General features: G+C 63.3%; 26 protein-coding genes. 21 read left to right on the top strand and 5 right to left on the bottom strand.

Features of this window, described 5'->3' with window-relative positions:
• Positions 1-26: 26 nt before the first annotated feature.
• The 9 genes from rpsH to map all read left to right on the top strand — a co-directional run bounded on the left by rpsH (position 27) and on the right by map (position 5,883).
• Positions 27-425 carry a 30S ribosomal protein S8 gene (rpsH, locus tag LFT47_RS16125; RefSeq protein WP_028265096.1) on the top strand — a complete coding sequence of 133 codons (399 nt, stop codon included), beginning with the start codon at positions 27-29 and terminating at the stop codon, positions 423-425.
• An 18-nt stretch (positions 426-443) separates the two neighbouring features.
• Positions 444-980 carry a 50S ribosomal protein L6 gene (rplF, locus tag LFT47_RS16120; RefSeq protein WP_236812277.1) on the top strand — a complete coding sequence of 179 codons (537 nt, stop codon included), beginning with the start codon at positions 444-446 and terminating at the stop codon, positions 978-980.
• Positions 981-983: 3 nt separating this feature from the next.
• On the top strand, positions 984-1,367 hold the full coding sequence (rplR, locus tag LFT47_RS16115) for a 50S ribosomal protein L18 (protein WP_236812276.1): 384 nt from the start codon (positions 984-986) through the stop codon (positions 1,365-1,367).
• A gap of 29 nt (positions 1,368-1,396) precedes the next feature.
• Positions 1,397-2,068, top strand: a complete 672-nt coding sequence (gene rpsE / locus LFT47_RS16110) for a 30S ribosomal protein S5 (RefSeq protein ID WP_028265093.1) — start codon at positions 1,397-1,399, stop codon at positions 2,066-2,068.
• A 2-nt stretch (positions 2,069-2,070) separates the two neighbouring features.
• Positions 2,071-2,277, top strand: a complete 207-nt coding sequence (gene rpmD, locus LFT47_RS16105; RefSeq protein WP_059387371.1) for a 50S ribosomal protein L30 — start codon at positions 2,071-2,073, stop codon at positions 2,275-2,277.
• Positions 2,277-2,759, top strand: a complete 483-nt coding sequence (rplO, locus tag LFT47_RS16100) for a 50S ribosomal protein L15 (protein ID WP_059387372.1) — start codon at positions 2,277-2,279, stop codon at positions 2,757-2,759. Before rpmD ends, rplO begins: the two co-directional genes overlap by 1 nt.
• 187 nt (positions 2,760-2,946) lie before the next feature.
• On the top strand, positions 2,947-4,257 hold the full coding sequence (gene secY, locus LFT47_RS16095; protein ID WP_236812275.1) for a preprotein translocase subunit SecY: 1,311 nt from the start codon (positions 2,947-2,949) through the stop codon (positions 4,255-4,257).
• Between the two features lie 5 nt (positions 4,258-4,262).
• Positions 4,263-4,832, top strand: a complete 570-nt coding sequence (locus tag LFT47_RS16090) for an adenylate kinase (protein ID WP_236818655.1) — start codon at positions 4,263-4,265, stop codon at positions 4,830-4,832.
• Between the two features lie 223 nt (positions 4,833-5,055).
• A complete protein-coding gene (gene map / locus LFT47_RS16085) occupies positions 5,056-5,883 on the top strand; it encodes a type I methionyl aminopeptidase (RefSeq protein WP_236812274.1) in 828 nt (275 codons plus the stop codon).
• Between the two features lie 108 nt (positions 5,884-5,991).
• Here map and LFT47_RS16080 read toward each other — a convergent pair whose 3' ends face one another.
• From LFT47_RS16080 to LFT47_RS16060, 5 genes are all read right to left on the bottom strand, one after another.
• Positions 5,992-7,338 (bottom strand): ABC transporter substrate-binding protein, encoded by a 1,347-nt coding sequence (locus LFT47_RS16080; protein ID WP_236812273.1) that lies wholly within the window; start codon positions 7,336-7,338, stop codon positions 5,992-5,994.
• 59 nt (positions 7,339-7,397) lie between these two features.
• Positions 7,398-8,336: a carbohydrate ABC transporter permease gene (locus LFT47_RS16075; RefSeq protein ID WP_236812271.1), complete on the bottom strand. Its 939-nt coding sequence runs from the start codon at positions 8,334-8,336 to the stop codon at positions 7,398-7,400.
• Complete coding sequence (locus LFT47_RS16070) at positions 8,333-9,283, bottom strand: carbohydrate ABC transporter permease (protein WP_236812269.1); 951 nt, start codon at positions 9,281-9,283, stop codon at positions 8,333-8,335. The genes LFT47_RS16075 and LFT47_RS16070 overlap by 4 nt, the downstream gene beginning before the upstream one ends.
• Before the next feature lie 248 nt (positions 9,284-9,531).
• Positions 9,532-10,992, bottom strand: coding sequence for a chlorohydrolase family protein (locus LFT47_RS16065; RefSeq protein ID WP_236812267.1), 1,461 nt, complete (start codon positions 10,990-10,992; stop codon positions 9,532-9,534).
• Positions 10,993-11,029: 37 nt separating this feature from the next.
• Positions 11,030-11,728 carry a FadR/GntR family transcriptional regulator gene (locus LFT47_RS16060; protein ID WP_236812265.1) on the bottom strand — a complete coding sequence of 233 codons (699 nt, stop codon included), beginning with the start codon at positions 11,726-11,728 and terminating at the stop codon, positions 11,030-11,032.
• A 105-nt stretch (positions 11,729-11,833) separates the two neighbouring features.
• On the opposite strand from LFT47_RS16060, the gene LFT47_RS16055 reads away from it, so the two are divergent.
• The 12 genes from LFT47_RS16055 to rpsK all read left to right on the top strand — a co-directional run bounded on the left by LFT47_RS16055 (position 11,834) and on the right by rpsK (position 22,260).
• A complete protein-coding gene (locus tag LFT47_RS16055) occupies positions 11,834-12,943 on the top strand; it encodes a sugar phosphate isomerase/epimerase family protein (protein ID WP_236812264.1) in 1,110 nt (369 codons plus the stop codon).
• Positions 12,940-13,827: an ABC transporter permease gene (locus tag LFT47_RS16050; RefSeq protein WP_236812263.1), complete on the top strand. Its 888-nt coding sequence runs from the start codon at positions 12,940-12,942 to the stop codon at positions 13,825-13,827. Before LFT47_RS16055 ends, LFT47_RS16050 begins: the two co-directional genes overlap by 4 nt.
• Positions 13,828-13,836: 9 nt before the next feature.
• Positions 13,837-14,853 carry an ABC transporter permease gene (locus LFT47_RS16045; RefSeq protein ID WP_236812262.1) on the top strand — a complete coding sequence of 339 codons (1,017 nt, stop codon included), beginning with the start codon at positions 13,837-13,839 and terminating at the stop codon, positions 14,851-14,853.
• Positions 14,853-15,908 carry an ABC transporter ATP-binding protein gene (locus tag LFT47_RS16040; protein WP_236812261.1) on the top strand — a complete coding sequence of 352 codons (1,056 nt, stop codon included), beginning with the start codon at positions 14,853-14,855 and terminating at the stop codon, positions 15,906-15,908. Before LFT47_RS16045 ends, LFT47_RS16040 begins: the two co-directional genes overlap by 1 nt.
• The gene (locus LFT47_RS16035; RefSeq protein WP_236812260.1) at positions 15,905-16,753 is read left to right on the top strand and encodes an ATP-binding cassette domain-containing protein; all 849 of its coding nucleotides are present in this window, start codon (positions 15,905-15,907) and stop codon (positions 16,751-16,753) included. The genes LFT47_RS16040 and LFT47_RS16035 overlap by 4 nt, the downstream gene beginning before the upstream one ends.
• Before the next feature lies 1 nt (position 16,754).
• Positions 16,755-18,374 carry an ABC transporter substrate-binding protein gene (locus LFT47_RS16030; protein ID WP_236812259.1) on the top strand — a complete coding sequence of 540 codons (1,620 nt, stop codon included), beginning with the start codon at positions 16,755-16,757 and terminating at the stop codon, positions 18,372-18,374.
• Positions 18,375-18,469: 95 nt separating this feature from the next.
• Entirely contained in the window at positions 18,470-19,510 is a 1,041-nt protein-coding gene (locus LFT47_RS16025) for a sugar phosphate isomerase/epimerase family protein (RefSeq protein WP_236812258.1), read from the top strand.
• 108 nt (positions 19,511-19,618) lie between these two features.
• Positions 19,619-20,569: a P1 family peptidase gene (locus LFT47_RS16020; RefSeq protein ID WP_236812257.1), complete on the top strand. Its 951-nt coding sequence runs from the start codon at positions 19,619-19,621 to the stop codon at positions 20,567-20,569.
• 257 nt (positions 20,570-20,826) lie between these two features.
• Complete coding sequence (infA, locus tag LFT47_RS16015; RefSeq protein WP_009358723.1) at positions 20,827-21,048, top strand: translation initiation factor IF-1; 222 nt, start codon at positions 20,827-20,829, stop codon at positions 21,046-21,048.
• Positions 21,049-21,123: 75 nt separating this feature from the next.
• A complete protein-coding gene (rpmJ, locus tag LFT47_RS16010; protein WP_011775570.1) occupies positions 21,124-21,237 on the top strand; it encodes a 50S ribosomal protein L36 in 114 nt (37 codons plus the stop codon).
• A 192-nt stretch (positions 21,238-21,429) separates the two neighbouring features.
• Complete coding sequence (rpsM, locus tag LFT47_RS16005; protein WP_011775569.1) at positions 21,430-21,807, top strand: 30S ribosomal protein S13; 378 nt, start codon at positions 21,430-21,432, stop codon at positions 21,805-21,807.
• Positions 21,808-21,858: 51 nt separating this feature from the next.
• Complete coding sequence (gene rpsK / locus LFT47_RS16000) at positions 21,859-22,260, top strand: 30S ribosomal protein S11 (RefSeq protein WP_028265083.1); 402 nt, start codon at positions 21,859-21,861, stop codon at positions 22,258-22,260.
• Positions 22,261-22,320 lie beyond the last annotated feature (60 nt).

Genomic DNA, 22,320 nt, shown 5'->3' with positions numbered 1-22,320 from the left:
ATTACGAGGAAGGGCAAGAGCCCACAATGACTATGACAGATCCTGTCGCAGACATGCTTACGCGTCTGCGCAACGCCAACTCGGCATACCACGACACCGTGAGCATGCCGTACAGCAAGCTCAAGGCACGCGTTGCCGACATCCTGAAGGCAGAAGGCTACATTGCTGCCTGGAAGGAAGAGGAAGCCGAAGTCGGCAAGAAGCTGACCATCGACCTCAAGTTCGGTCCGAACCGCGAGCGTTCGATCGCTGGTGTCCGCCGCATTTCCAAGCCTGGTCTCCGCGTTTACGCGAAGTCCACCAACCTGCCTCACGTGCTGGGTGGCCTGGGTATCGCAATCCTGTCCACCTCTTCCGGCCTCCTGACTGACAAGCAGGCCGGCAAGAAGGGCGTGGGCGGCGAAGTCCTCGCGTACGTCTGGTAACGGGAAAGGAAGAGAATAATGTCACGTATTGGACGTCTCCCCATCACCGTTCCTGCCGGCGTTGAAGTTAAGGTTGATGGCTCTGTCATCAACGTCAAGGGCACCAAAGGCGAGCTGAGCCACACTGTAGCCAGCCCGATCGAGGTCACCCTGGACGAAAGCACCTTGACTGTCACCCGCCCGAACGACGAGCGCACTTCGCGTTCCCTGCACGGCCTGACCCGCACCCTGATCGCCAACATGATCGAGGGCGTCACCAAGGGCTACGAAAAGAAGCTTGAAATCGTTGGTACCGGTTACCGCGTTCAGGCCAAGGGTTCTGACCTTGAGTTCGCTCTCGGCTTCAGCCACCCGGTCAATGTCTCCGCTCCCGAAGGCATCACCTTCACGGTGGAGGGGCCGACCAAGCTCTCCGTCGCTGGTATCTCCAAGCAGCAGGTCGGCGAGGTTGCTGCCAACATTCGCAAGCTGCGCAAGCCCGACCCCTACAAGGGCAAGGGTGTCCGTTACGCCGGCGAAGTTATCCGCCGCAAGGTCGGAAAGGCTGGTAAGTAAACCATGGCCATCGCAATTAACAAGAAGCGTACGAACAAGAGCAAGTCTGCTGCACGCAGCCGTCGCCAGCTTCGTATCCGCAAGCGCATCACCGGCACGGCTGCTCGTCCTCGTCTGGTCGTCAACCGCTCCGCACGCCACATCTTCGTCCAGGTTGTCGATGACAGCAAGGGTGTAACCGTGGCTTACGCTTCCACTCTGGAAGCTGACCTTCGTGCATTCGACGGCGACAAGACTGCCAAGGCCAAGCGCGTCGGCGAGCTCGTTGCCGGGCGTGCCAAGGCTGCAGGCATCGAAGCTGTTGTCTTCGACCGCGGTGGTAACAAGTACCACGGCCGGATCGCCGCCGTCGCTGACGGTGCACGTGAAGGTGGGCTGGCACTGTGACCGTTGAGAATAACGAAAAGGACATTCAGGTGACTGAAGCTGCAGCTGCTGAGGCAACTGAGACTGCTGCTGCCACCGACGACCGCCGCGGCGGCCGTCGTGGCGAGCGTGGTGACCGTGGCCAGGGCCGCGGCGACCGTGGTGGCCGTGGTGGCCGCGACGGCGGTCGCGAGGCCGAGAAGAGCCAGTTCGTAGAGCGCGTTGTAACCATCAACCGTGTTGCCAAGGTCGTCAAGGGTGGTCGTCGCTTCAGCTTCACCGCACTCGTCGTCGTCGGTGACGGCAACGGCCTGGTTGGCGTTGGCTACGGCAAGGCGAAGGAAGTTCCGGCAGCTATCGCAAAGGGCGTTGAAGAGGCTAAGAAGTCCTTCTTCCGCGTTCCCCGCGTTGGCAGCACCATCCCGCACCGCGTGCAGGGTGAGGCCGCAGCAGGCGTTGTCATGCTGCGTCCGGCTTCCCCGGGTACCGGTGTTATCGCCGGTGGTCCGGTCCGCGCGGTACTGGAATGCGTCGGTATCCACGACGTTCTCTCCAAGTCGCTCGGTTCCTCGAACGCCATCAACATCGTTCACGCGACTGTTGACGCCCTGAAGCGACTGGAAGAGCCCGCTTCCGTGGCAGCCCGCCGTGGCCTGCCGCTGGACGAGGTTGCTCCTGCTGCTCTGGTGCGCGCACTCCAGAACCAGAAGGCAGGTGTCTAGTCATGGCTAAGAACCTGACTCCCTCCGACGCTCAGTTGGAGATCACCCAGATCAAGGGCGTCATCGGCGCCAAGCAGAACCAGCGTGAGACCCTGCGGTCCCTCGGCCTCAAGCGCATCGGACACACTGTTGTCCGTACCGCTGATGCCGTAACCGTTGGAATGCTCAACACGGTTCCGCACCTCGTGAATGTAGAGGAGGCGAAGTAATGGCTGAGAACAAGACTGCCGCAGAGGCTGCCGACAAGCAGAACACTCTGAAGGTCCACCACCTGCGTCCCGCCCCCGGTGCCAAGACTGCCAAGACCCGTGTTGGTCGTGGTGAAGGCTCCAAGGGTAAGACCGCGGGTCGCGGTACCAAGGGTACGAAGGCCCGCTACCAGGTCAAGGCTGGCTTTGCCGGCGGCCAGTTGCCGCTGCACATGCGCCTGCCGAAGCTTCGCGGCTTCAAGAACCCGTTCCGGGTTGAGTTCCAGGTTGTAAACCTGGACAAGCTCAACGAGCTGTTCCCGGAAGGTGGCGCTGTCACCGTCGAATCGCTGGTTGAGAAGGGCGCCGTTCGCAAGAACCAGCCCGTCAAGGTGCTGGGCACCGGCGACATCACCGTCAAGGTTGACGTCACCGCCCACGCTTTCTCCTCCAGCGCAGCTGAGAAGATCGCAGCAGCAGGCGGAACCACCACTGCCCTCTAAGGGCTCTGGGGCGTTCGCCCGCTGTAAAAAGACTCCCGGAGCGGAGGGCTTCGGCCCCTCGCGCCGGGAGTCTTTTCACATGGCGCATACCCTCGATTGTTCGCATGGCGCATCAAACCGTTAGACTCGGGTGTTGGGTTTCAATGACCCCTTTCGACACCCTTGGACTTTTAACTCAGGAGGACGCTTGCTAAGCGCATTCGGCCGGGCATTTCGTACGCCTGATCTGCGACGCAAGTTGTTGTTCACGCTGGGAATCATCACAATCTTCCGCTTGGGAGCTTTTATCCCCTCGCCTGGTGTGAGCTACCAAAATGTTCAGCAATGTTTGTCAAGCAATCAGGACCAGGGCGGCCTCTATCAGCTCGTCAACCTGTTCAGCGGTGGTGCACTGCTGCAGGTTTCGATCTTTGCCCTGGGGATCATGCCGTACATCACGGCCAGCATCATCGTGCAGCTGCTCCGCGTGGTCATTCCGCGGTTCCAGGAGCTGTATGACGAAGGCGCCTCGGGCCAGTCGAAGCTGACGCAGTACACGCGTTATCTGACCATTGCTCTGGGCCTGCTGAACGCCACCACATTGGTGTCCCTGGCACGCTCCGGGCAGCTGCTGCCCAACTGCCAGCTGCCGATCATCCCCGACACGAGCATCATTGCCACGATTCTTGTCGTCATCACCTTGACGGCCGGTACAGGCCTCATCATGTGGATGGGCGAACTGGTTACGGAGAAGGGCGTGGGCAACGGCATGTCGCTGCTCATCTTCACGTCCATCGCTGCCGGCTTCCCGACCTCGCTTGGTGCCATCTGGAACTCCAAGGGTCCGGGCACCTTCTTCACGGTGTTGGCGATCGGCCTCGTGACGGTCGCACTCGTAGTCTTCGTGGAGCAGTCCCAGCGGCGCATTCCGGTCCAATATGCGAAGCGCATGATCGGCCGGCGCACTGTGGGCGGCACCAGCACCTACATCCCCATCAAGGTGAACATGGCCGGCGTCGTGCCCGTCATCTTTGCTTCCTCCATGCTTTACCTGCCCGGGCTGATTGCGCAGTTCAACCAGCCGAAGGCCGGAGAGTCCATCGCCCCGTGGGTTGAGTGGATAAACAACAACCTCACCAAGGGCGACCACCCCATCTACATGGCGTTGTACTTCGTCATGATTGTGTTCTTCACCTACTTCTACGTCGCGATCACCTTCAACCCTGAAGAGGTCTCGGACAACATGAAGAAGTACGGCGGGTTCATTCCGGGCATCCGGGCGGGTAAACCGACCGCGGACTACCTGCAGTACGTGCTTTCCAGGATCACCCTCCCCGGCGCCTTTTACCTGGGCTTCGTGGCGTTGATTCCGCTGGTCGCACTCGTCCTGATCGGCGCCAACCAGAACTTCCCGTTCGGTGGCACGTCAATTCTGATCATGGTGGGTGTGGGCCTGGAAACCGTCAAGCAGATTGATGCGCAGCTACAACAACGTCACTACGAAGGGCTTTTGCGATGACGAGAATGCTGATCATTGGACCCCCGGGTTCGGGCAAGGGAACCCAGGCCGAGCGGATTTCCAAGCGCTTGGGCGTAGTCGCCATCTCTACCGGCGACATCTTCCGGGCAAACGTCAAGGGCGAAACCCCGCTGGGTATCGAAGCCAAGAAGTACATGGACGCCGGCGACTTCGTTCCGGACAGCGTGACCAACAAGATGGTCCGTGACCGACTGAGCGAGAGCGACGTCGAGAACGGCTTCCTGCTTGATGGATACCCGCGCACCACCGCCCAGGTGGAATACCTGGACCAGATCCTCGCCGATACGGAAGCGAAGCTCGACGTCGTGCTTCAGCTGACGGCCGACGACGAGGAACTTGTTTCACGCTTGCTGGGCCGCGCCAAGGAGACCGGGCGCTCGGATGACAACGAAGGTGTCATCCGCCACCGCCTGGACCTCTACCACGAGCAGACCGAGGCCGTCGTTGCCAAGTATGCCGAACGCGGCATCCTGACCCAGGTCGATGGCATTGGCGGCATCGACGAGGTCACGGATCGCGTCCTGTTGGCCATCGAGGCAGCCAAGGCAGTCTAGTCGCCGCACGACTGTTGAAAAGGGTGTGTCCCGCGCTGGAGTGAACTGCTCCCCACGCTGGACACGCCCTTTTCTGTTCCCCGTCTGGGGTCCGGGACCCGGGACCGCTTCCGGGCGTTCGCGGCTCCGGTTTCGAGCACTACTGCCGATGCGGGAAAATAAGAGATCTGAGGGTGATCTGGTTCCGCAGCCCACCACAAGCAGCACACGACAAGAGGAGACCATGGCGTTCGGCCAGCCCCGCATCGAATACAAAACGAATGAGCAAATGCGCAAGATGCACGAGGCCGGACTGGTCCTCAGCAGAGCGCTCGACGCAGCCGTTGAGGCCGCGAAACCCGGCGTGACGACGCGTGAGATCGACGCCGTGTTCGCGGCGGTCCTCATCGACGCTGGAGCGAAGTCGAACTTCCTCGGATACCACGGCTTCCCGGCCACCATCTGCGCATCCGTCAACGAGGAAGTGGTCCACGGCATCCCCGGGGACCGGGTCCTCCAGGACGGGGACATCATTTCGATTGATGGCGGAGCGATCGTTGACGGCTGGCACTCCGACTCGGCACGCACCGTGATAGTGGGGACGGCTGATCCTGAAGACCAGCGGCTCTCGGATGTCACCCAGGCCGCCATGTGGCGTGGAATCGCTGCTTTGGCGAAGGGCAAGTTCGTGGGCGATATCGGGAACGCCGTGGATGACTACGTCTCCTCCGTACCGGGGAAACCGCTCGGCATCCTGGAGGACTACGTGGGCCACGGCATCGGTTCCGAGATGCACATGGCGCCTGATGTATTGAACTACCGCACCACGCACCGCGGTCCGAAGATCAGGCCGGGACTGTGCCTTGCGATTGAACCCATGCTCGTCCGCGGCAGCATTGAAACAGCAACCCTCGACGACGACTGGACCGTGGTGACCACCGACGGCAAGCGTTCGTGCCAGTGGGAGCACTCGGTTGCCGTCCACGAAAAGGGCATCTGGGTGCTCTCCGCCCCCGACGGCGGTGCACAGCAGTTGGTGCCGCTCGGCGTCGTGCCCGTTCCGATTCCCTGAACAGACGCGGCTGCCCAACTAGCTCGCATTAGATGTCGTTCTGACCCGTTAAAACGACATTAACTGCGAGCTAGTTGGGCAGCGGGAGCGCACTCGGCGCGCGGAGCCCTAGCTCTTGAGCTTGGGCTTGACGTCCTTGGTGTAGATGCCGTCGAGGGTTGTCTTGAGGTCCGTCATGGTGGCCTTCACGTCGCCCTGCTGCGTGAGGATCTTCGCGGCAGCCTTGGCCATCTCCTGATCGGCGCCGGGCAGGAACACGCGGGCATTGTCCTGCACCTTGGTCACGGCGAGCTGGTCCATGGCCGTCTTGATCTGGGGAGTCTTGGCGAGGACTGCAGTCATGTCCGCTGAGACGCGGGTGGGCATGTAGCCGGTCGCAGCGGAGAAGGCCGCGGTGTTCTCCGGCTCGGTCATGAACTTCAGGAAGGTCGCGGCCGCGAGCTGGACTTCCTTGCTGACACCGCTGGGAATCCCGAGTCCGGCGCCGCCGGTGGGGCAGACGTTGGTCTCGGCCTTGGGCCCGCCCGGCAGGAAGCCGACGCCGACGTTGAACTTGGCGGACTTCAACACGCCCAACAGGTCCCCGGTGGAGGAGATCGTGGTGGACGTGATGCCTGCGGAGAAGTCGTCCGCGGCGTTCTTGGAGGAGACGCCGGCCCACTTGTCCTTGTAGATGGAGTCCTGTGCCCACTGCAGGGCCGTGACCGACTCGGCGGAATCGCAGTTGAAGGTCCAGCCGTTGGACCAGCTGCCGCCCCAGCCCCACAGGTTGTTCTGCAGGGTCCAGCCGGCGTATCCGGCAAGGGCCGGGTAGATGTAGGCGTACTTCGCGCCCGAGCTGGCCTGGAGCTTGGGGGCCCACTCGGCGAACTCCTGCCAGGTCTTGGGTGCCCGGTCCGGAAGGCCGGCGGCCTTGAAGTGGTCCTTGTTGTAGTAGAAGAGCGGGGTGGAGCGGCCATAGGGGAGCGCCCACTGCTTGTTGGCGTATTGGTAGTCCGCTACGAGGGACTTCTGGAAGTCGTCAATTTTGACGTCCAGCTGCTTGATGAGCCCGTCCAAGGGAATGATGTTGCCGTTCGTGTAATAGCGGAACCACCAGACGTCGGAGAGCACGACCAGGCCGGGGAGGGCCGACTTCGCGGCCTGCGAGGTCTGGAACTTCTGCGCGATTTCCTCGTAGTTGGCGCCTGCCGTCACGAGGTTCACCTTGATGTCCGGGAACTTCGCCTGGAACTTGTCAATGATGGATTGCTCGACGGCCTGGGACTGCCCGGGGTGGCTTGTCCAAAAGTCGAACGAGCCTGCCGGCTTGACGCCGGTGAAGTCGATGTCCGACGGGCTGCTGCTCACTGCGCTGCCGCTGGTCGACGGACCGCCGCATGCTGCAAGGGCGGCAGCGCCGACCCCAAGGCCGGCGAGCCCCAGGAAGTTTCTACGATCAAGATTCATTGCCATGGTTGGTCCTCTCAAGGATGCAAAGGTGGTGATGGGGTTGTGTGGAAGGGGCGGTGTTACTAGCCAGTGACGCTGCCCTGGGTGAGCCCGGCAACGATGTAGCGTTGCAACGCTGCGAAGACCAGGAGGATGGGGATGATCACCAGGACGGCCCCGGCCATCAGGATCCCCCAGCCGGCGCCGTTTCCTTCAGAGTTCTGAAGCAAGGTCAGTCCAACGGGGAGGGTCATGGTTTCCGGCCGGTCCGTGATGATCAGCGGCCAGATGTAGTCGTTCCATTCGCTGACCACGGTGACGAGGGCGACGGTGGCGATGGAGGGGAGAGATACGGGGGCGACTACTTGCCACAGCCTGCGCCAATGGCCCGCGCCGTCGATTTCCGCGGCTTCGAGGATGGACCCCGGAAGCGTCTTGAAATGCTGGCGCAGCAGGAAGGTTCCGAAGGCGGTACCGAGTCCCGGAAGGATGATCCCCCACAGAGTGTTCTTCCCGCCGATCCCAGCGATCAGGATGTAGTTGGGGAGGATCGACACCTGCGGAGGCACCATCAGGGCCACGAGGATCACGACGAAGATGACGTTCTTGAACGGGAAACGGACAAAGACCAGGGCGTAAGCCGTCAGGATGGCGAGGATCACTTTGACAGTGGAACCAACCACGGTGACGATCAGGCTGTTCAGGAAGAACCGCGCGAACGGCACTGTTGTCATGGCCGTGTGGTAGTTCTCCAGATTCAAGCCCTGCGGCAGGATCTTGAGATCCGTGGTGACGATCTCGCCCGGCTGCTTGAAGGAACTCAGCAACATCCACAACAGCGGCAGTACCACCACGAGGGTGGCCACGATCAGCGGGATGTAGCCTCCGGCCAGTGTCTGGACGAGGTTTGCGCGGGAGAACGGCTTGTCGCGCCGCGCTGGGAGCTCCGGACCGCCGTCGGGACCTTCAAGGGTTCCGACGCCGCTTGCGGGGTTGGGGCTGACGGGAGAGAGAGTGCTCATGAGTAGTGCACCTTCCGTTCGACGAACCGCAGCTGGAGCACGGTGATGATGAGCAGGATGGCGAAGAGCACCACTGAGATGGCGGCGGAGTAGCCTGCGCGGTTGTAGGCGCCGAAGGCCTGCAGATAGGCCTCGTAGATCAGCGTGCTGGTGCCGTTGCCCAGCGGCGTCATGATGCGGATCAGGTCAAAGGCCTGCAGCGAGCTGATCATCGTGGTGATCAGCAGGAAGAACGTGGTGGGCGAAAGCAGCGGAACGGAGATGCTCATGAAGCGGCGCAAGCCGTTGGCGCCGTCAAGGGAGGCTGCCTCCATGACGTCCTTCGGAAGCGACTGGAGTCCGGCGAGGTACACGACGGCGCAGTAGCCCAGGTTCTTCCAGACGTAGACGATGATGACCATCACGAGGGAGAGCTGCGGATCGTTGATCCACTGCGGGCTTGGCTGGCCGATGCCCCGGAGCAGCCAAGACAGCACGCCGTATCCGGGGTCGAAGATGAACAACCACACGAGGCCGACTCCTACGCCGCTGAGGACGTAGGGGGCGAAGACGGCTGAGCGCGCAAAGGTGGTGCCGCGGACCTTGGCGTTCAAGGCCAGGGCCACCAAGAGACCCAGCACCATGGAACCGCCGACTGTGACCACGGTGAAGACGAGCGTGGTGCCAAGCACTTGCGGGGCGTCGGAGCTGGTGAAGAAGTTGACGTAGTTTTCGAAGCCCACAACGGTGGCCGAGGTGGAGCCCAGGGTCCAGTCAAGGGTCGAGTAATACATGTTGTTGATCAACGGCAGATACGTGAACACTGCGATCAGCGCCAAGTTCGGCAAGGCCAGTGCCAGGAACACAAAGAAGTCGCGTCGGGTTCGGCCGGACCAGCGTCCCCGGCGCTGAGGGGCCGGGACAGCATGCGCGGTGTCCGCGGGGCTGCCTGTCAGTTGTCTAGTCATGGGAGGTCTCTAACGGTTCGCAGATATCGGGGCGCGCCGGACCCGAACTGTTGGGTCAAGGAGGCGGCTAGTTTTAGCTCACCACACGGGAGCTCCTGTCAAGTCAAAAATAGGGCTGTTCGCGGGATTGTTGGACAAGCCTTTTGCGCTCGTTCACTCGATGTTTCGTGGCAGATGGGGCCGTGTTTACATTCGAGGCACGACTACCGTTTGTGTTCCGGCCACCGTAAGCCCGGCGCCGCGCGGTCTCACCCCAGGGGAAAACTGGGTGGCAGGAGCTCGGGGGTGGGGCGGTGGGCGTAATCCGAGTCGCTCAGCGAGGCAATGTAGTGGTCGAGGAAGTCTTGGGCGCGTTCCCGGTAGTCGCTCGTGTCCACGGTGACGATTTCTCCCTTGTCCACAATGGTCCGGCCGGCCACCACCACCCGGGTGATGTCCCGTCCGTCCGCGTTCATGATCAGGGTGCGGACGGGGTCGGCGTGCGGGCCGATGTGGCTGCCACTCAGGTCCAAGACGAAATAGTCGGCCTGTGCTCCGGCTGCCAGGCAGCCCAGGTCGGAACGGCCGAGCGATTCGGCCGGGTCCAGGGTGGCCGAGCGAAACAGGTCTGCGGCCTGGGCGCTTGAGCGGTCCCCGCTGAGGGTCTTGGTCATTCCCATCGCCAGGTCCATGGCCCGGATCATGTTGGGCGGGGCAGAGTCGGTGCCCAGTACGATCCGCACTCCGCGCTCGCGGTACGAGTCGTAGTTGTCGAGCATTCCGCCGTAGTGGGCCATGGGGATGGGACACAGCAGGACCGTAGTTCCGGACCCGGCGAGCAGCGCCAGATCGTCCCCGGTGCCGGCAGCGGCAGGCATGTGTGGGTGCCCGGGAATGGTCCAGGCGTGGGGGATGTAGGTGCGCTCTGCGAGAAAACCGAGATCGGCCAGGTAGGGGAGCGGGCGCCGCCCCGTGCGGGCGATCATCGTCTCGAGTTCGAAGAGCCCCTGGGCGGCGTGCAGGCGCACGGGGATCTTGAGCTCATCGGCGGCCTGCCGCGTGAGGCGGAGGGTCTGTTCGGTCTGCGTTTCGATCCGGGCGGGTAGCAGGGCCGTCCTGATCAGACCTTGGGCCCGCCCTTCGTAGTCCTGGGCGAAGCGAACAGCTTGGTCAAGCCCGTCGAGGCCGCGCCGTTCGTCCTCGTGGAGCATCAGCCGCTTGCCGTCCGTATAGGGGACCGCGGTGCGGTAGCTCGGCCCCAGGTAGGCCCGGACGCCAAGGGCTTCCACAGCGGCGGCGGTGGCGGCAAGGTCCTCGTAGTCTTCGCACCATTCGTGGTAGCTCTCGGATGCGATGGGCATGAGTGTGGTGATGCCGTTGCGGACCAATTGCGAAAGGGCAAACTCGCGCCGGAACCGTGCCTGCTCCCGGGTGAACACGGCTCCGTGATCCCTCAGGTAGGACTCGGACCAGACGAGGCCCAAGCGCCGGCCGGGATCCGTCCACGAATCGAAAAGGGCGTGGTCGATATCCGCCAGGGCGTTCAAGTCGATGAATCCGGGGGAGACGATTGCCTGCCCGGCGTCGATGTCGATGTCTACTATTCCGGGGTAGTCCCTGCCCACGAAGACAATCGTCCCTCCCTCGTGGACCAGCTCCGCGTCGGGCATGATGCAGTGGTCGCCCTCGGCATACCCAATGATGAATGCGGCCTTGATGCGCGTAATCATGGATCTCCTTGAAGCAATTCGGGCGGTCCGGGAGATCCTAGGAGCCGGCGGGGCGCGGGAGCTTGCCCTCCAAATCCGAGGCCTGGTTGTCCAGGATCGCTCCAGCCACGAGCATGGCGTCCTGTGCCGAGCGGTCGCGGATGGCGTCAAAGAGCTCGTCATGACTGTCGTGCTCGGCGTGGGCGGCACGGTTCAGGCCCTCGGGCGATGTCCATGAACCGTCGATGCTCTCCGCGAGGGAACCATAGATGCCGGCCAAGAGCTGGTTGTGCGCGGCGCCCACCACGGCCCGGTGGAAGTCGATGTCTGCCAGCCGGAATCCGTCTTCGTCGTGGGCTTCCGCGGCGGCGCGGCGTCGATCGAGCGCGTCCTGGAGCTTGTCCAGGTCATCCTGGTCACGGCGCTGCGCGGCGAGGGCGGCCGCAGGAATGTCAAGGCTGCGGCGGACTTCGATGGCTTCGAGCCGGTCAGCTCCCTCGAGGCCCTTGCGCAAGGCGACTTCTTGTTCGTCCACCGCGGCAACGAAGGTCCCGTCACCTTGCCGTGTCACCAGGAGTCCTGCGTGTACCAAGGCGCGGAGGGCTTCCCGGAGGGGTGCCCGGCTGAGGCCCAAGGCCTTTCCGAGTTCGGGCTCGGGCGGAATGCGGTCTCCGAGGCCCCATTCCCCCTCCCGGATCCTCAGGCGGATGTCGTCGATCGCATCGTCGACGACGCTGCGCCGGCCATTCACCGTCATGGTGCCCTCCTTGCTAGGCATGCTCTCTGTTCAACGAAGCGTCTCACACGGGGCCCCGAAAATCTACTCTTTCGTAAGACGTCTTACGAGTGTATCTTGGCAAACATGACCCAGATCACACACGTGCTACCTGATTCGCGGCCCCTCGGCACCGGCGAACCGCCGGAGACGCGCCTGGGGGTCCAGTTCACCCGCTACCCGGGTCACGAAGGCCGTCCATTGGTGGAATCGCTTCGGGCAGCCTTAGCTGACGGCTTCACCCTCGTGGTGCTCAACAGCATCGCCTCGGAACCTTCCGGTGAAGCGCGTGGGCAACTGGACAAGCCTGGCGAACTGCATGAGCTGGCAGAGGAAGCCCGGCTTGCAGGGGTCGAGCTCCAGCTTGGCCTGGGCTGTGCGGGACCGTTTGATGATCCGGCCGCGGTTCGGGCCGATCTGAGCCGGACCCTCGTCCGGGGCTTGGAACTAGGCGTCACTGAGTTCTTCGTTCACACACGGTCCGTCCGCGAAAGGGCCGTGGAACAAGGCAGGTTCCTTGACCACCCTGCCCAGCTTCGGCTCATCCGGGCGAACCTGGAGACGCTCGCACCCGCGGCGCGTGACGCAAAGGCCCACATCAACGTCAAGACCCACGAAGACCTGGCTTCACCGGAAGTGCAGGCGCTTGTCCAGGCCTTGGATCCCGCAGTCTTCGGGATCGGATTCGATGTGGCAAACCTGGTGGTTCGTGGAGAGGACCCTGTGGAGTCAGCCCGGGCGCTTGGACCGCAGGTCCGGATGACCCATTTGGAGGACGCGGTCCTGTTTCCGCTTCCGCACGGTTATCGTCGCCGCTTGCGGGCAGTCGGGGAGGGGGTCTTCGACTGGGAAGCGATCCTCGGCCACCTTTTCCGTGCCGGGGTGCGCGACTTCACCCTGGAACAGCACCGGGGAAAGTTCGATGCACCGGTTTTCGACCGTTCGTGGTTCACGCACGAAGCCCATCTCGACGCCGCGGGGCTGGGCCAGTTGGCCCGGCTCGGTGTTGCGACGCACGACGGCGTGGCGCGCGGGCATATCCCGGCGCTCGCCGACTGGGACGACGAGCCCGGCCCTGCCGAGCGTCGTCGTCAACTGCTCCACAGCGCCGCCACGCTGCGGACGATCCTCACATCGATCGGTGCCCGCGTGCAGAAGCCGGCCACGATCCTTTCCGGAGAGGAAGGACTCTCATGACAACCATTGCCGCCCCACAGATCGTTGTCCCGGCCAGAAGGAGACCCTTCAGGAGCTTCCTTCGGCGGGACCGGACGTTGACCATGACCTTGTCGTTCCTGGCCGCCCTCATCGTGGCCACCTTGATTGGCCCGTTCATCTGGCGCGTTCAGCCCGATGCCATCAACCTCGGCGCGGTCCTGCAGGCTCCGAACTTGGGACACCCCATGGGCACTGACGACACCGGACGTGACGTGTTGGCCCGGGTCCTGGCGGGTGGCCAGACATCGATCCTGGCCGGTCTGACGATTGCCCTGATCGGCGCAATCGCCGGGTGTATCGCGGCCCTTTTGGCGGGATCCATGCGCGGCTGGGTGGACACGCTTTTCACATGGCTGACCAACTCCATCCTCTGCTTCCCGGCCATCCTTTTGGCAATGGCGATCGCAATGGCATTGAAGCCGGGAGTGACAGCCGTCGTCATCGGGCTCTCGCTTCACTCGTTCCCGTGGTACATGCGGACGCTTCGCGGGGAGGTGATGCGCTTGTACGGCCAGGATTTCGTTCGTTCCACCGTCGCACTCGGAGCGCACCCTGCCCGCGTGTTGTTCCGCCACGTTTTCCCGCACCTGGTTCCGATCATGATCCTGCAGATGGCCGCCGTCTTCGGTGCGGCAGTGCTCTCCTTGGCTGCCCTCGGTTACCTGGGCCTCGGTGCCCAACCCCCGACGGCCGAATGGGGAGAAATGATCACTGACGGTCAGCAATTCTTCCTGACCGGTCAATGGTGGATCGCGGGGTTCCCCGGCCTGGGCCTGCTCCTTGCCGTCAGCCTGACCACCATGATCGCGGACAGGGCACGGGAAGTCCTGGATCCGCGCGGCGAATTCATCCAGGCAAAGTGAGGTTTTCCGATGATTAGCACCATTTTCAAACGGCTCGGCGTAGCACTCGCCACGGTCTTCGGGGCTTCTATCTTCGCTTTCATCCTCCTTCGCAAGGTTCCGGGTGACCCGGCCCGGGCCATTGCGGGCGATGCGGCCACCGACGACGCCATCGCGGCACTGCGGAAGTCGATGGGACTGGATGACAACCTGTTTGTCCAGTACGGGAACTACATGGGCTCGCTCCTTCGCGGTGACTTCGGCTTCTCTTACAGCACAGGCAACAGCGTGGGCAACCTCCTTGCCCAAAGGCTGCCGGCGACGATCGAACTGGGGCTGCTGTCGGTCATCATCGCCATTGTGGCGGCGGTCCTGGCCGCGAGCATCGCAGTCTACTCACGACGCCGTTGGCCGGACCGGGTCCTTCGAATCGCTTCTTCCCTGGCCATGGGATCGCCACCCTTCTGGATCGCCCTTCTTGCCCTGCTGGTTCTTTCGATCCAGCTCGGGATATTCCCGGGTCCTGAAGGCCGGCTGTCACCGGGCATGCTCCGTCCACCGAACGTCACCGGCATGTTTACCGTGGACGCCCTGCTTGCGGGGCAGTGGGGGACTTTCGCCAATGCGAGCTGGCACCTGATCCTGCCCGCGACGATTGTGGCCTTGGGTCCGTTCGCCTTCCTCAGCCGGCTGTACCGGAACCAACTCCGCGGCACGCTGCGCGAAACCTTCGTCACCGTGGCCCAAAGCCATGGCCTGCGCAGGTTCCCGGTCTACTCGCGCCACGTGGCCCCGCACGGCCTGCTGTCGCTGTTGCCGGCTGCTTCGCTCTTGTTCGCCGATCTCCTTGCAGGAAGCCTGCTCGTCGAGAAAGTGTTCGGGTGGCCTGGAATAGGTTCCATGACTGCCGATGCCATCATCCAGAAGGACTTTGCCGTGGTCCAGGCAGTGCTCCTGCTGGCCGCCATCCTCTACGTGGTGGTCAGCCTTGCCGCGGACCTCATCATGACTGCGGCAGATCCCCGCACCCGAGTAGGAGCCCGCTAATGTCGCACACCAACGCTCTTCCCTATCCTTCCCGGAGCATGGCCCGTGACGGGATGCCGGACCAGGCGCCCGTACTGAGCGTCAAAGGACTAACAACCAACTTCGACACAGCCTCGGGAACCGTCCACGCGGTGCGGGACGTATCCTTCGACCTCCACACGCGGCAGCGATTGGCGATCGTCGGGGAATCGGGCTCGGGGAAATCCGCCCTCGCCATGTCCCTCGTAGGTCTCGTTCCGCCACCGGGCCGCATTGTCGGCGGCAGCGTCAAGCTCAACGGGACAGAGCTCGTGGGCCTTGACGACGCCGGGATCTCCAAGATCCGCGGGCGGGACATCGGCCTGGTGTTCCAGGATCCGATGGCTGCCCTGGATCCCCTCAAGACCATTGGAACCCAGTTCGTCGAAACCATCCGGGTGCACCAGGACGTGTCCGTCAAGGTGGCCCGGCGGATGGCGTGCGAACTCCTCGCCGAGGTGGGCGTCAACGATCCCGAACGGAGGATCGCCGACTACCCCCACCAGTATTCCGGGGGCATGAGGCAGCGCGTGCTCATTGCGATGGCCATCGCCAACGATCCCGCCGTCGTCATCGCCGACGAACCGACGACGGCCTTGGATGTCACCACGCAGGCGCAAGTCCTCGACCTCCTGGCCAAAATCTGCGACGAACGCGGCAATGCGCTGGTGATGATTACCCACAACCTGGGGATCGTGGAAGAACTGTGCGACAGCGTCAACGTGATGTACGCGGGGCGCTTCGTCGAATCCACCAGCACCCGATCCCTTTTCGGCACCCCGGCCCACCCGTATTCGAAGGCGTTGCTGGACTGCGTCATCGACCCCGCTACGGCCAAGCGTGGCGCGTTGCCGGCCATTCCCGGATCGCCCCCGGACCTTTCGGTGGATGAGCCCGGATGCCCCTTTGCCGCGCGATGCCCGATCGGACGGGACGAACTACGGTGCGCAACGGAACGACCAGAGGCGCGCACCTTGGCGGGCGGCGCCGTCGTCCGCTGCCATTTCGCGAGCGATACCCCAGGAGATGCAGCATGAGCAACGTAGCCACAGCCCCGCTCTTGCGGGTGGCGAACCTCAACAAGTCCTACGGCAGGGGTGTTGTCGGTTCCCGGAACCGGACACAGATCCTGCGGAACGTCTCATTCGAACTTCACCGCGGACAAACCCTCGGGCTCGTGGGGGAATCGGGCAGCGGCAAGTCCACCACGGCTGCGTGCGTCATGGGCCTGACCGCGGTGGACAGCGGACTGATCGAGTTCGACGGCGTCGACCTCACCTCCTTGTCGAAGCCGGAGATGCGGCGGATGCGCAGGCGGATCCAGATGGTGTTCCAGGACCCGAACGGATCACTCGACCCGCGCTTCACGGTTGCCGACCTAGTGGAAGAGCCGTTGGTCATCCACGGCGTCTCGGACCGGGCGGAGCGCTCGCGCAGGGTCGAGGAAGTGCTTGACCGCGTCGGGATCACCCTTAAGCAGGCGCATCGCTATCCGTTCGCGTTCTCGGGCGGTCAACGCCAGCGGATTGCGATTGCCAGGGCGCTTGTACTGAACCCGGACCTCGTGGTCCTGGACGAACCGGTCAGCGCGCTGGACGTCTCGATCCAGGCCCAGGTACTGAACCTCCTGAGCGATCTCCAGGATGAGCTCGGATTGACCTACTTGTTCATCGTCCATGACTTGGCCGTTGCCCGGCTCATGAGCCATCACATCGCCGTCATGAACTCGGGACAGATCGTGGAAGCCGGAACCTCAGCGGACGTTTTCGACAACACCGCCCATCCCTATACCCGTGCGCTGCTCGACGCGGTCCCGGGCGCTCGCCGTCGGGCCAAGGCCCTTGCGGCGGCCGGGACGGCCGTAGCCGTGGAAGGAAAGTGAAATGAGGACCCTGCCCTCCCTGCGTACCCTGACGAAGAGGACGACGGCGTTCCTCGCCGCCGCAGGCCTGCTCGCCTTGGCGGGCTGTGCCAGTCCGGCCGCTTCGTCAAGCCCGAGCAGCCGGCCCTTCACCGTGAACTGGGCCACGACGCTGACCAACATCGATCCGGCGTTCGTCTGCGCCGGCAATGAGAACAGCTTCGCCAGCAACTTTTATGCCCGGCTGGTCAAGCTCGACGAAGATCAACGGCCCGACGGCACGCTCGTGGCCAATACGGATCCTGGGCGGGTGAAAGGCGACTTGGCCACGTCCTGGACGGTTTCCCCCGACGGGAAGGCCTACACGTTCTCCTTGCACCCGGGAGCCAAGTTCGCGAACGGCAACCCTTTGGATGCCGAGGCCGTCCGGTACTCGATCATGCGGAATCTCACGATCGGAGGATGCGGATCCTTGGGCCTGCAGATCGGCCTGACGGACCCGCCCCTGATTAGCGGCGTCGTCGTGGTGGATCCCGGGACCGTCAGGCTTGAGCTCTCACGTGCGTACCCCGCAATCCTCGTGACCTTGGCGCAGAGCCGCGGGTCGATCTATGACCCGAAGGTCATCAAGGAACATGGCGAGGATAAAAAGGGCGTGCCGAATCAATGGTTGGCCGCGCACACTGCCAGCAGCAGCGGCCCCTACATCCTCGACGAATACGTGGCCAACAACTACGCGGTGCTCAAACGGAATCCGAACTATTACGGCCAAGCCGCCAAGGAACCGGTGGTCCGCGTCAACTTCATCACCTCGATCCCGACCCTGATGTTGCAGGCGCGCCGGGGCGAGGCCGACGTGACACTGGGGCTGCCGCCGTACGTGGTTCACGAACTGAGCCAGAACGACTGCTGCACCGTCACCGCGGCCCCCGCTTTTGCCCCGGTCACTGTGTCCTTCGACAACTCCTCCGGCGTGACCTCGAATCCGAAATTGCGCGAAGCGCTGACGTACGCGGTGCCCTATGAACAGATCAAGGCCAGCGTGGCATACGGCTACGCGGACAGCTACTACGGCCCGTTCGTTCCCGGAACACCCGGCTTCGACACGCAGCACTCGGCCCCCCGCCCTCTCGACAAGGACCGGGCGCGGGCCTTGGTCAAGGAGTCGGGATTGGAGAATCCGCAGATCGACCTCATGATCAACCCGACATCGCCAGGGGTCTCTACGCTTGCGACGATCCTGAAGGCCTCGTGGGAGGACATAGGCGTCACGGTCAACATCGACTCGCAGACGCCCACGGCCTTCGCCACGAAGTTCAACACAGGCAAATACCAGTCTGCGCTGCTCTTCGAGAGCGCCGGGGCGGTTGCAGCTTACGAGCTCCGCAAGAAGATGACGTGCGGCAGCAGCTTCAACAACCAGCACATCTGCATTCCAGGGACGCCGGATCTCATGAAGCAGCTCGACAACGCCCCGGATCTCCAAGCGCAGCAGCCGTACATCAATGCCCTCGTGGACGCGTGGCGGGCCAGTTCGCCCACCATCATCCTCTACCGTGCGCAATTCACGGCGGTGCTGGCCCACTCGGTGAAGGCCTTTGATTACGCCTCGTCAACCACTTTCTACAACTGGGGACGCTAGGGCGACCTCCCGGGATCCGCCGCAGGTACCGGCGGGTACCCGCCGGTACCTGGGGCGGACAAGACAAACACGAAGAACTAGTAAAGGACGCGAAAATGCGAATTGGTGTCGATGGAAGCAAAATCCCCCACGAAGCGGACGACTCGGCGGTCCGCATCCTCGAGCGGGCACATGGCATGGGGATGGAAGGGGTGTATTTCCGTAGCGTCATGGACGTCTCCCCGACCTTGGACCGCGGCTTGCTCGCAGAGGTCCGGGACTGCGCGGATTCACTCAATCTCTACCTCCAGATGGGTCTCGCCAAGGTCAACCCTTACGCGACAGCCGAAGCCCCCCAGGTCCGCAGGCTCGGCGACGGCGACTACACACGCGGCATGATCAAGATGATCGAGGCCGCGCACGAAGCCGCAGGCGTGACGGACTTGTGGGTGGCGTGTGCCAACTACCAGCGGGGTATGCCGGGCTACTACGTTTTCGACCGCTTCCGGACCGACGCACCGTGGGCCGACCAGCTCGTGGCGATCGAGAAGTTCCTGCGGCTCCTTGCCCCGGTGGCCAGGGACCACGGCGTGCACATGAACATCGAGACCCACGAAGAGATCACGAGCTACGAAATCGTCCGCCTGGTGGAAGCAGTGGGGCCGGATGTCCTCGGCGTCACCTTCGACACTGCCAACGTGGTGGTGCGTGGGGAAGACCCTGTGGCTGCCGCGCGTCGTGTGGCACCGTACACAAGGGCCACGCACTTGCGGGATTTTGTCCTCGGTGAACAGGACGGGATCTTTGGGAGGGTCTTCGCGCCGATCGGCCAGGGCTCGATCGACTGGGATGCGGTGCTTGGCATCCTGCACGCCGGGAACCCGGAGCTGCCGCTCTCGATCGAGAACGCGGGTCCCACCCTGCACTTGCCGATCGGCCTCGACGATCCGGAATGGATTGCGATGCACCCTGACCTTGATCGGGACGAAGTCGCCAGCATCCGGAGCATGGCTGCGGAGTACGCGGAACGGACGGTAAGGGGCGAGGCGCCGCGGATCAGCGACTTGCGCGCCGCCCCGTACGACGGTGCGCACTTCATCGACGTATCGGCGAAAGCCCTGAGGGACGCGCTTTCCCGGATCGGTGCCGCGGTATAGGCCGGAGTGCAGCGTCCCCACCCAAGTAGCTCGCAGTTGTTGTCGTTTAGACGGCTCAGAACGACAACAACTGCGAGCTAGTTGGGTGGCGGGGAGCAGAATAGGCACATGACTTCGAAGATCACTGATGTGCCGGGAATCCGAGTGGGACATGTCCAGCGGATCGGCGACGGTTGGCTCAGCGGGGTGACCGTTGTCCTTCCGCCGCCAGGGACAGTGGGATCGGTGGACGTACGCGGCGGCGGCCCCGGCACGCATGAGACGGACGCCCTCGATCCCACCACCCTCGTCCCCACGGTCGACGCCGTGGTGCTCACCGGTGGGAGTGCCTTCGGTTTGGTCACGGCCCACGGCGCCCAGCGATGGTGCGAAGAACACGGACGCGGTTTCGCGGTGCCCGGGGGAGTGGTGCCGATCGTTCCGGCCGCCGCGATCTTCGACGTGGGTCGCGGCGGTGCCTTCTCCGCCCGACCCGACGCAGCCATGGGGTACGAAGCGGCAGCTGCGGCCGCGGCCTCAAGCGAGCACGCCGACGTCGGGCGCGGAAGCGTCGGCGCCGGTACCGGAGCGGTGATTGGACGCGGCGCGTTCAAGGGGGGAGTGGGCACCTCAGCCATCACCTTGGACAGCGGCGTGGTGGTGGGCGCGCTCGCAGTGGTCAATGCCCTGGGGATGCCTTTCGGCACATCGTCGCGGCCGGCCGAATCCGGCAGTTCCGAACAGGCCGGACCCCCGGCCTTGAACACCACGCTCGTCGTTGTCGCGACCAACGCGGTCCTCGACCCCGCCGAATGCAAGCGGACTGCGAGTGCGGCACACGCCGGCCTCGCCCGGGCGCTGAGTCCTTCCCATACCCTCGCCGACGGCGACACTGTGTTCGCGCTGGCGACCGGCACCGTCGGGCTTGACCGCAGTTCGGAACAAGCACGGCAGGTTTCGCTCATTACCCTGCAAAGCGCGGCGGCGGACGCCGTCCGCCTGGCTGTCCTTGACGGCGTGGCGGCCGCGGAATCCATCACGACGGCGGCAGGCACCTTCCCTGCCTACGGCGCGGTTTAGCGGGATCCAAGGGGGTTCGTCGACCCGGGGAAGGGTGACACCGTGCCGGTGTCTGCGCTAGCATGGGCGGATTTAACTTTCGTGCCATCTTGGCGTAGAGTTGTTTGTTGGTTGTCTCCACAGCCACGCCCATTTTACAGGTCGCGAGTCCTGCTTCGTGGAGTGGCAAGAGCCGGACGGCCAAACAAACAAAAAACGTCCGCAGATTTTCCGGTGCCTAACCGGAGGGCTGCGGCAAACAACAGTTAGCGGAGGATATGGCCAAGAAGGACGGGGTCATTGAGATCGAGGGCGTTGTGACTGAGGCACTGCCTAACGCGATGTTTCGCGTTGAGCTCACCAACAAGCACATCGTTCTTGCACATATCTCGGGGAAGATGCGACAGCACTACATCAGGATTCTCCCTGAGGACCGCGTAGTGGTGGAGCTAAGCCCTTACGACCTCACACGTGGTCGCATCGTCTACCGCTACAAGTAATTGCTGGGCGGCAGCCTCGGGAAGCCGGGGTAGTTGCCGCAACAGCTGACCAACTGCAACACGCAAAGGAACGCCATGAAGGTCAAGCCGAGCGTTAAGCAGATCTGCGACAAGTGCAAAGTGATCCGCCGTAATGGCCGGGTCATGGTGATCTGCGAGAACCCGCGCCACAAGCAGCGCCAGGGCTAATTCCCCGCAAGGGAACTAGCGCCCGCGAGGGCAACCTGGGTTGCTAACCCACGCAAGTAAATAAAGGCAGCACAAGCTGAATCGGGACGTTTTAGAGCCTGGACAGCTAACCCCCGGTCGGAGGCTGGGGCCGCACTGAAAGTGCGGGTGTACTGCCTACGACCTCCGGTTTATTCAAGGAGTACTGCCACTATGGCTCGTCTCGCTGGCGTAGACATTCCCCGCGAAAAGCGGTTGGAAATTGCGCTTACTTACATCTACGGCGTGGGCAAGACCCGTGCACACGAAACCCTGGCTGCCACCGGCATCAGCGCTGACGTTCGGGTCAAGGACCTGACTGACGCCGAGCTGGTCCAGCTGCGTGACTACATTGAAGGCAACTACAAGGTTGAGGGTGACCTTCGCCGCGAAGTAGCAGCAGATATCCGCCGCAAGGTTGAAATCGGCAGCTACGAAGGCCTGCGTCACCGCAAGGGCCTGCCCGTACGCGGTCAGCGTACGAAGACCAACGCTCGTACCCGCAAGGGCCCGAAGCGTACCGTCGCCGGCAAGAAGAAGGCCGGACGTTAATCCCTTGGGATTAGCTCGGTTTTCCCCCGATAACTTTCTGTAGGAGAAATAATGCCCCCGAAGACTCGTGGCGCGGTTCGCAAGCCGCGTAAGAAGGACAAGAAGAATATCGCGCTTGGCCAGGCGCACATCAAGAGCACCTTTAACAACACCATCGTGTCCATCACGGACCCGAACGGTGCTGTAATCTCCTGGGCTTCCGCCGGTGAGGTTGGATTCAAGGGCTCCCGTAAGTCCACCCCGTTCGCCGCCCAGATGGCTGCCGAGGCTGCTGCAAAGCGCGCCCAGGAGCACGGTCTGCGCAAGGTTGACGTGTTCGTCAAGGGACCGGGATCCGGACGCGAGACTGCAATCCGTTCGCTGCAGGCCGCTGGCCTCGAGGTTGGCTCCATCCAGGACGTCACCCCCAGCGCCCACAACGGTTGCCGCCCGCCGAAGCGCCGCCGCGTCTAATTGGATTCTTGGCTTGCCGGCCGGGCCCGCCACGGAACAGCTTGACTGCTCCGTGGCGCC

It is taken from the genome of Arthrobacter sp. FW306-2-2C-D06B (assembly GCF_021789175.1).
Taxonomy (GTDB): domain Bacteria; phylum Actinomycetota; class Actinomycetes; order Actinomycetales; family Micrococcaceae; genus Arthrobacter.
The sequence above is the reverse complement of the archived record's forward strand: the minus strand, read 5'-3'. Positions and strand labels throughout refer to the sequence as shown.

Coding starts and splice junctions, on each gene's coding strand:
- rpsH (WP_028265096.1), top strand. CDS start 27: ATGACTATGACAGATCCTGTCGCAGACATGCTTACGCGTCTGCGCAAC.
- rplF (WP_236812277.1), top strand. CDS start 444: ATGTCACGTATTGGACGTCTCCCCATCACCGTTCCTGCCGGCGTTGAA.
- rplR (WP_236812276.1), top strand. CDS start 984: ATGGCCATCGCAATTAACAAGAAGCGTACGAACAAGAGCAAGTCTGCT.
- rpmD (WP_059387371.1), top strand. CDS start 2,071: ATGGCTAAGAACCTGACTCCCTCCGACGCTCAGTTGGAGATCACCCAG.
- rplO (WP_059387372.1), top strand. CDS start 2,277: ATGGCTGAGAACAAGACTGCCGCAGAGGCTGCCGACAAGCAGAACACT.
- LFT47_RS16090 (WP_236818655.1), top strand. CDS start 4,263: ATGCTGATCATTGGACCCCCGGGTTCGGGCAAGGGAACCCAGGCCGAG.
- map (WP_236812274.1), top strand. CDS start 5,056: ATGGCGTTCGGCCAGCCCCGCATCGAATACAAAACGAATGAGCAAATG.
- LFT47_RS16080 (WP_236812273.1), bottom strand. CDS start 7,338: ATGGCAATGAATCTTGATCGTAGAAACTTCCTGGGGCTCGCCGGCCTT.
- LFT47_RS16075 (WP_236812271.1), bottom strand. CDS start 8,336: ATGAGCACTCTCTCTCCCGTCAGCCCCAACCCCGCAAGCGGCGTCGGA.
- LFT47_RS16070 (WP_236812269.1), bottom strand. CDS start 9,283: ATGACTAGACAACTGACAGGCAGCCCCGCGGACACCGCGCATGCTGTC.
- LFT47_RS16065 (WP_236812267.1), bottom strand. CDS start 10,992: ATGATTACGCGCATCAAGGCCGCATTCATCATTGGGTATGCCGAGGGC.
- LFT47_RS16060 (WP_236812265.1), bottom strand. CDS start 11,728: ATGACGGTGAATGGCCGGCGCAGCGTCGTCGACGATGCGATCGACGAC.
- LFT47_RS16055 (WP_236812264.1), top strand. CDS start 11,834: ATGACCCAGATCACACACGTGCTACCTGATTCGCGGCCCCTCGGCACC.
- LFT47_RS16050 (WP_236812263.1), top strand. CDS start 12,940: ATGACAACCATTGCCGCCCCACAGATCGTTGTCCCGGCCAGAAGGAGA.
- LFT47_RS16045 (WP_236812262.1), top strand. CDS start 13,837: ATGATTAGCACCATTTTCAAACGGCTCGGCGTAGCACTCGCCACGGTC.
- LFT47_RS16040 (WP_236812261.1), top strand. CDS start 14,853: ATGTCGCACACCAACGCTCTTCCCTATCCTTCCCGGAGCATGGCCCGT.
- LFT47_RS16035 (WP_236812260.1), top strand. CDS start 15,905: ATGAGCAACGTAGCCACAGCCCCGCTCTTGCGGGTGGCGAACCTCAAC.
- LFT47_RS16030 (WP_236812259.1), top strand. CDS start 16,755: ATGAGGACCCTGCCCTCCCTGCGTACCCTGACGAAGAGGACGACGGCG.
- LFT47_RS16025 (WP_236812258.1), top strand. CDS start 18,470: ATGCGAATTGGTGTCGATGGAAGCAAAATCCCCCACGAAGCGGACGAC.
- LFT47_RS16020 (WP_236812257.1), top strand. CDS start 19,619: ATGACTTCGAAGATCACTGATGTGCCGGGAATCCGAGTGGGACATGTC.
- infA (WP_009358723.1), top strand. CDS start 20,827: ATGGCCAAGAAGGACGGGGTCATTGAGATCGAGGGCGTTGTGACTGAG.
- rpmJ (WP_011775570.1), top strand. CDS start 21,124: ATGAAGGTCAAGCCGAGCGTTAAGCAGATCTGCGACAAGTGCAAAGTG.
- rpsM (WP_011775569.1), top strand. CDS start 21,430: ATGGCTCGTCTCGCTGGCGTAGACATTCCCCGCGAAAAGCGGTTGGAA.
- rpsK (WP_028265083.1), top strand. CDS start 21,859: ATGCCCCCGAAGACTCGTGGCGCGGTTCGCAAGCCGCGTAAGAAGGAC.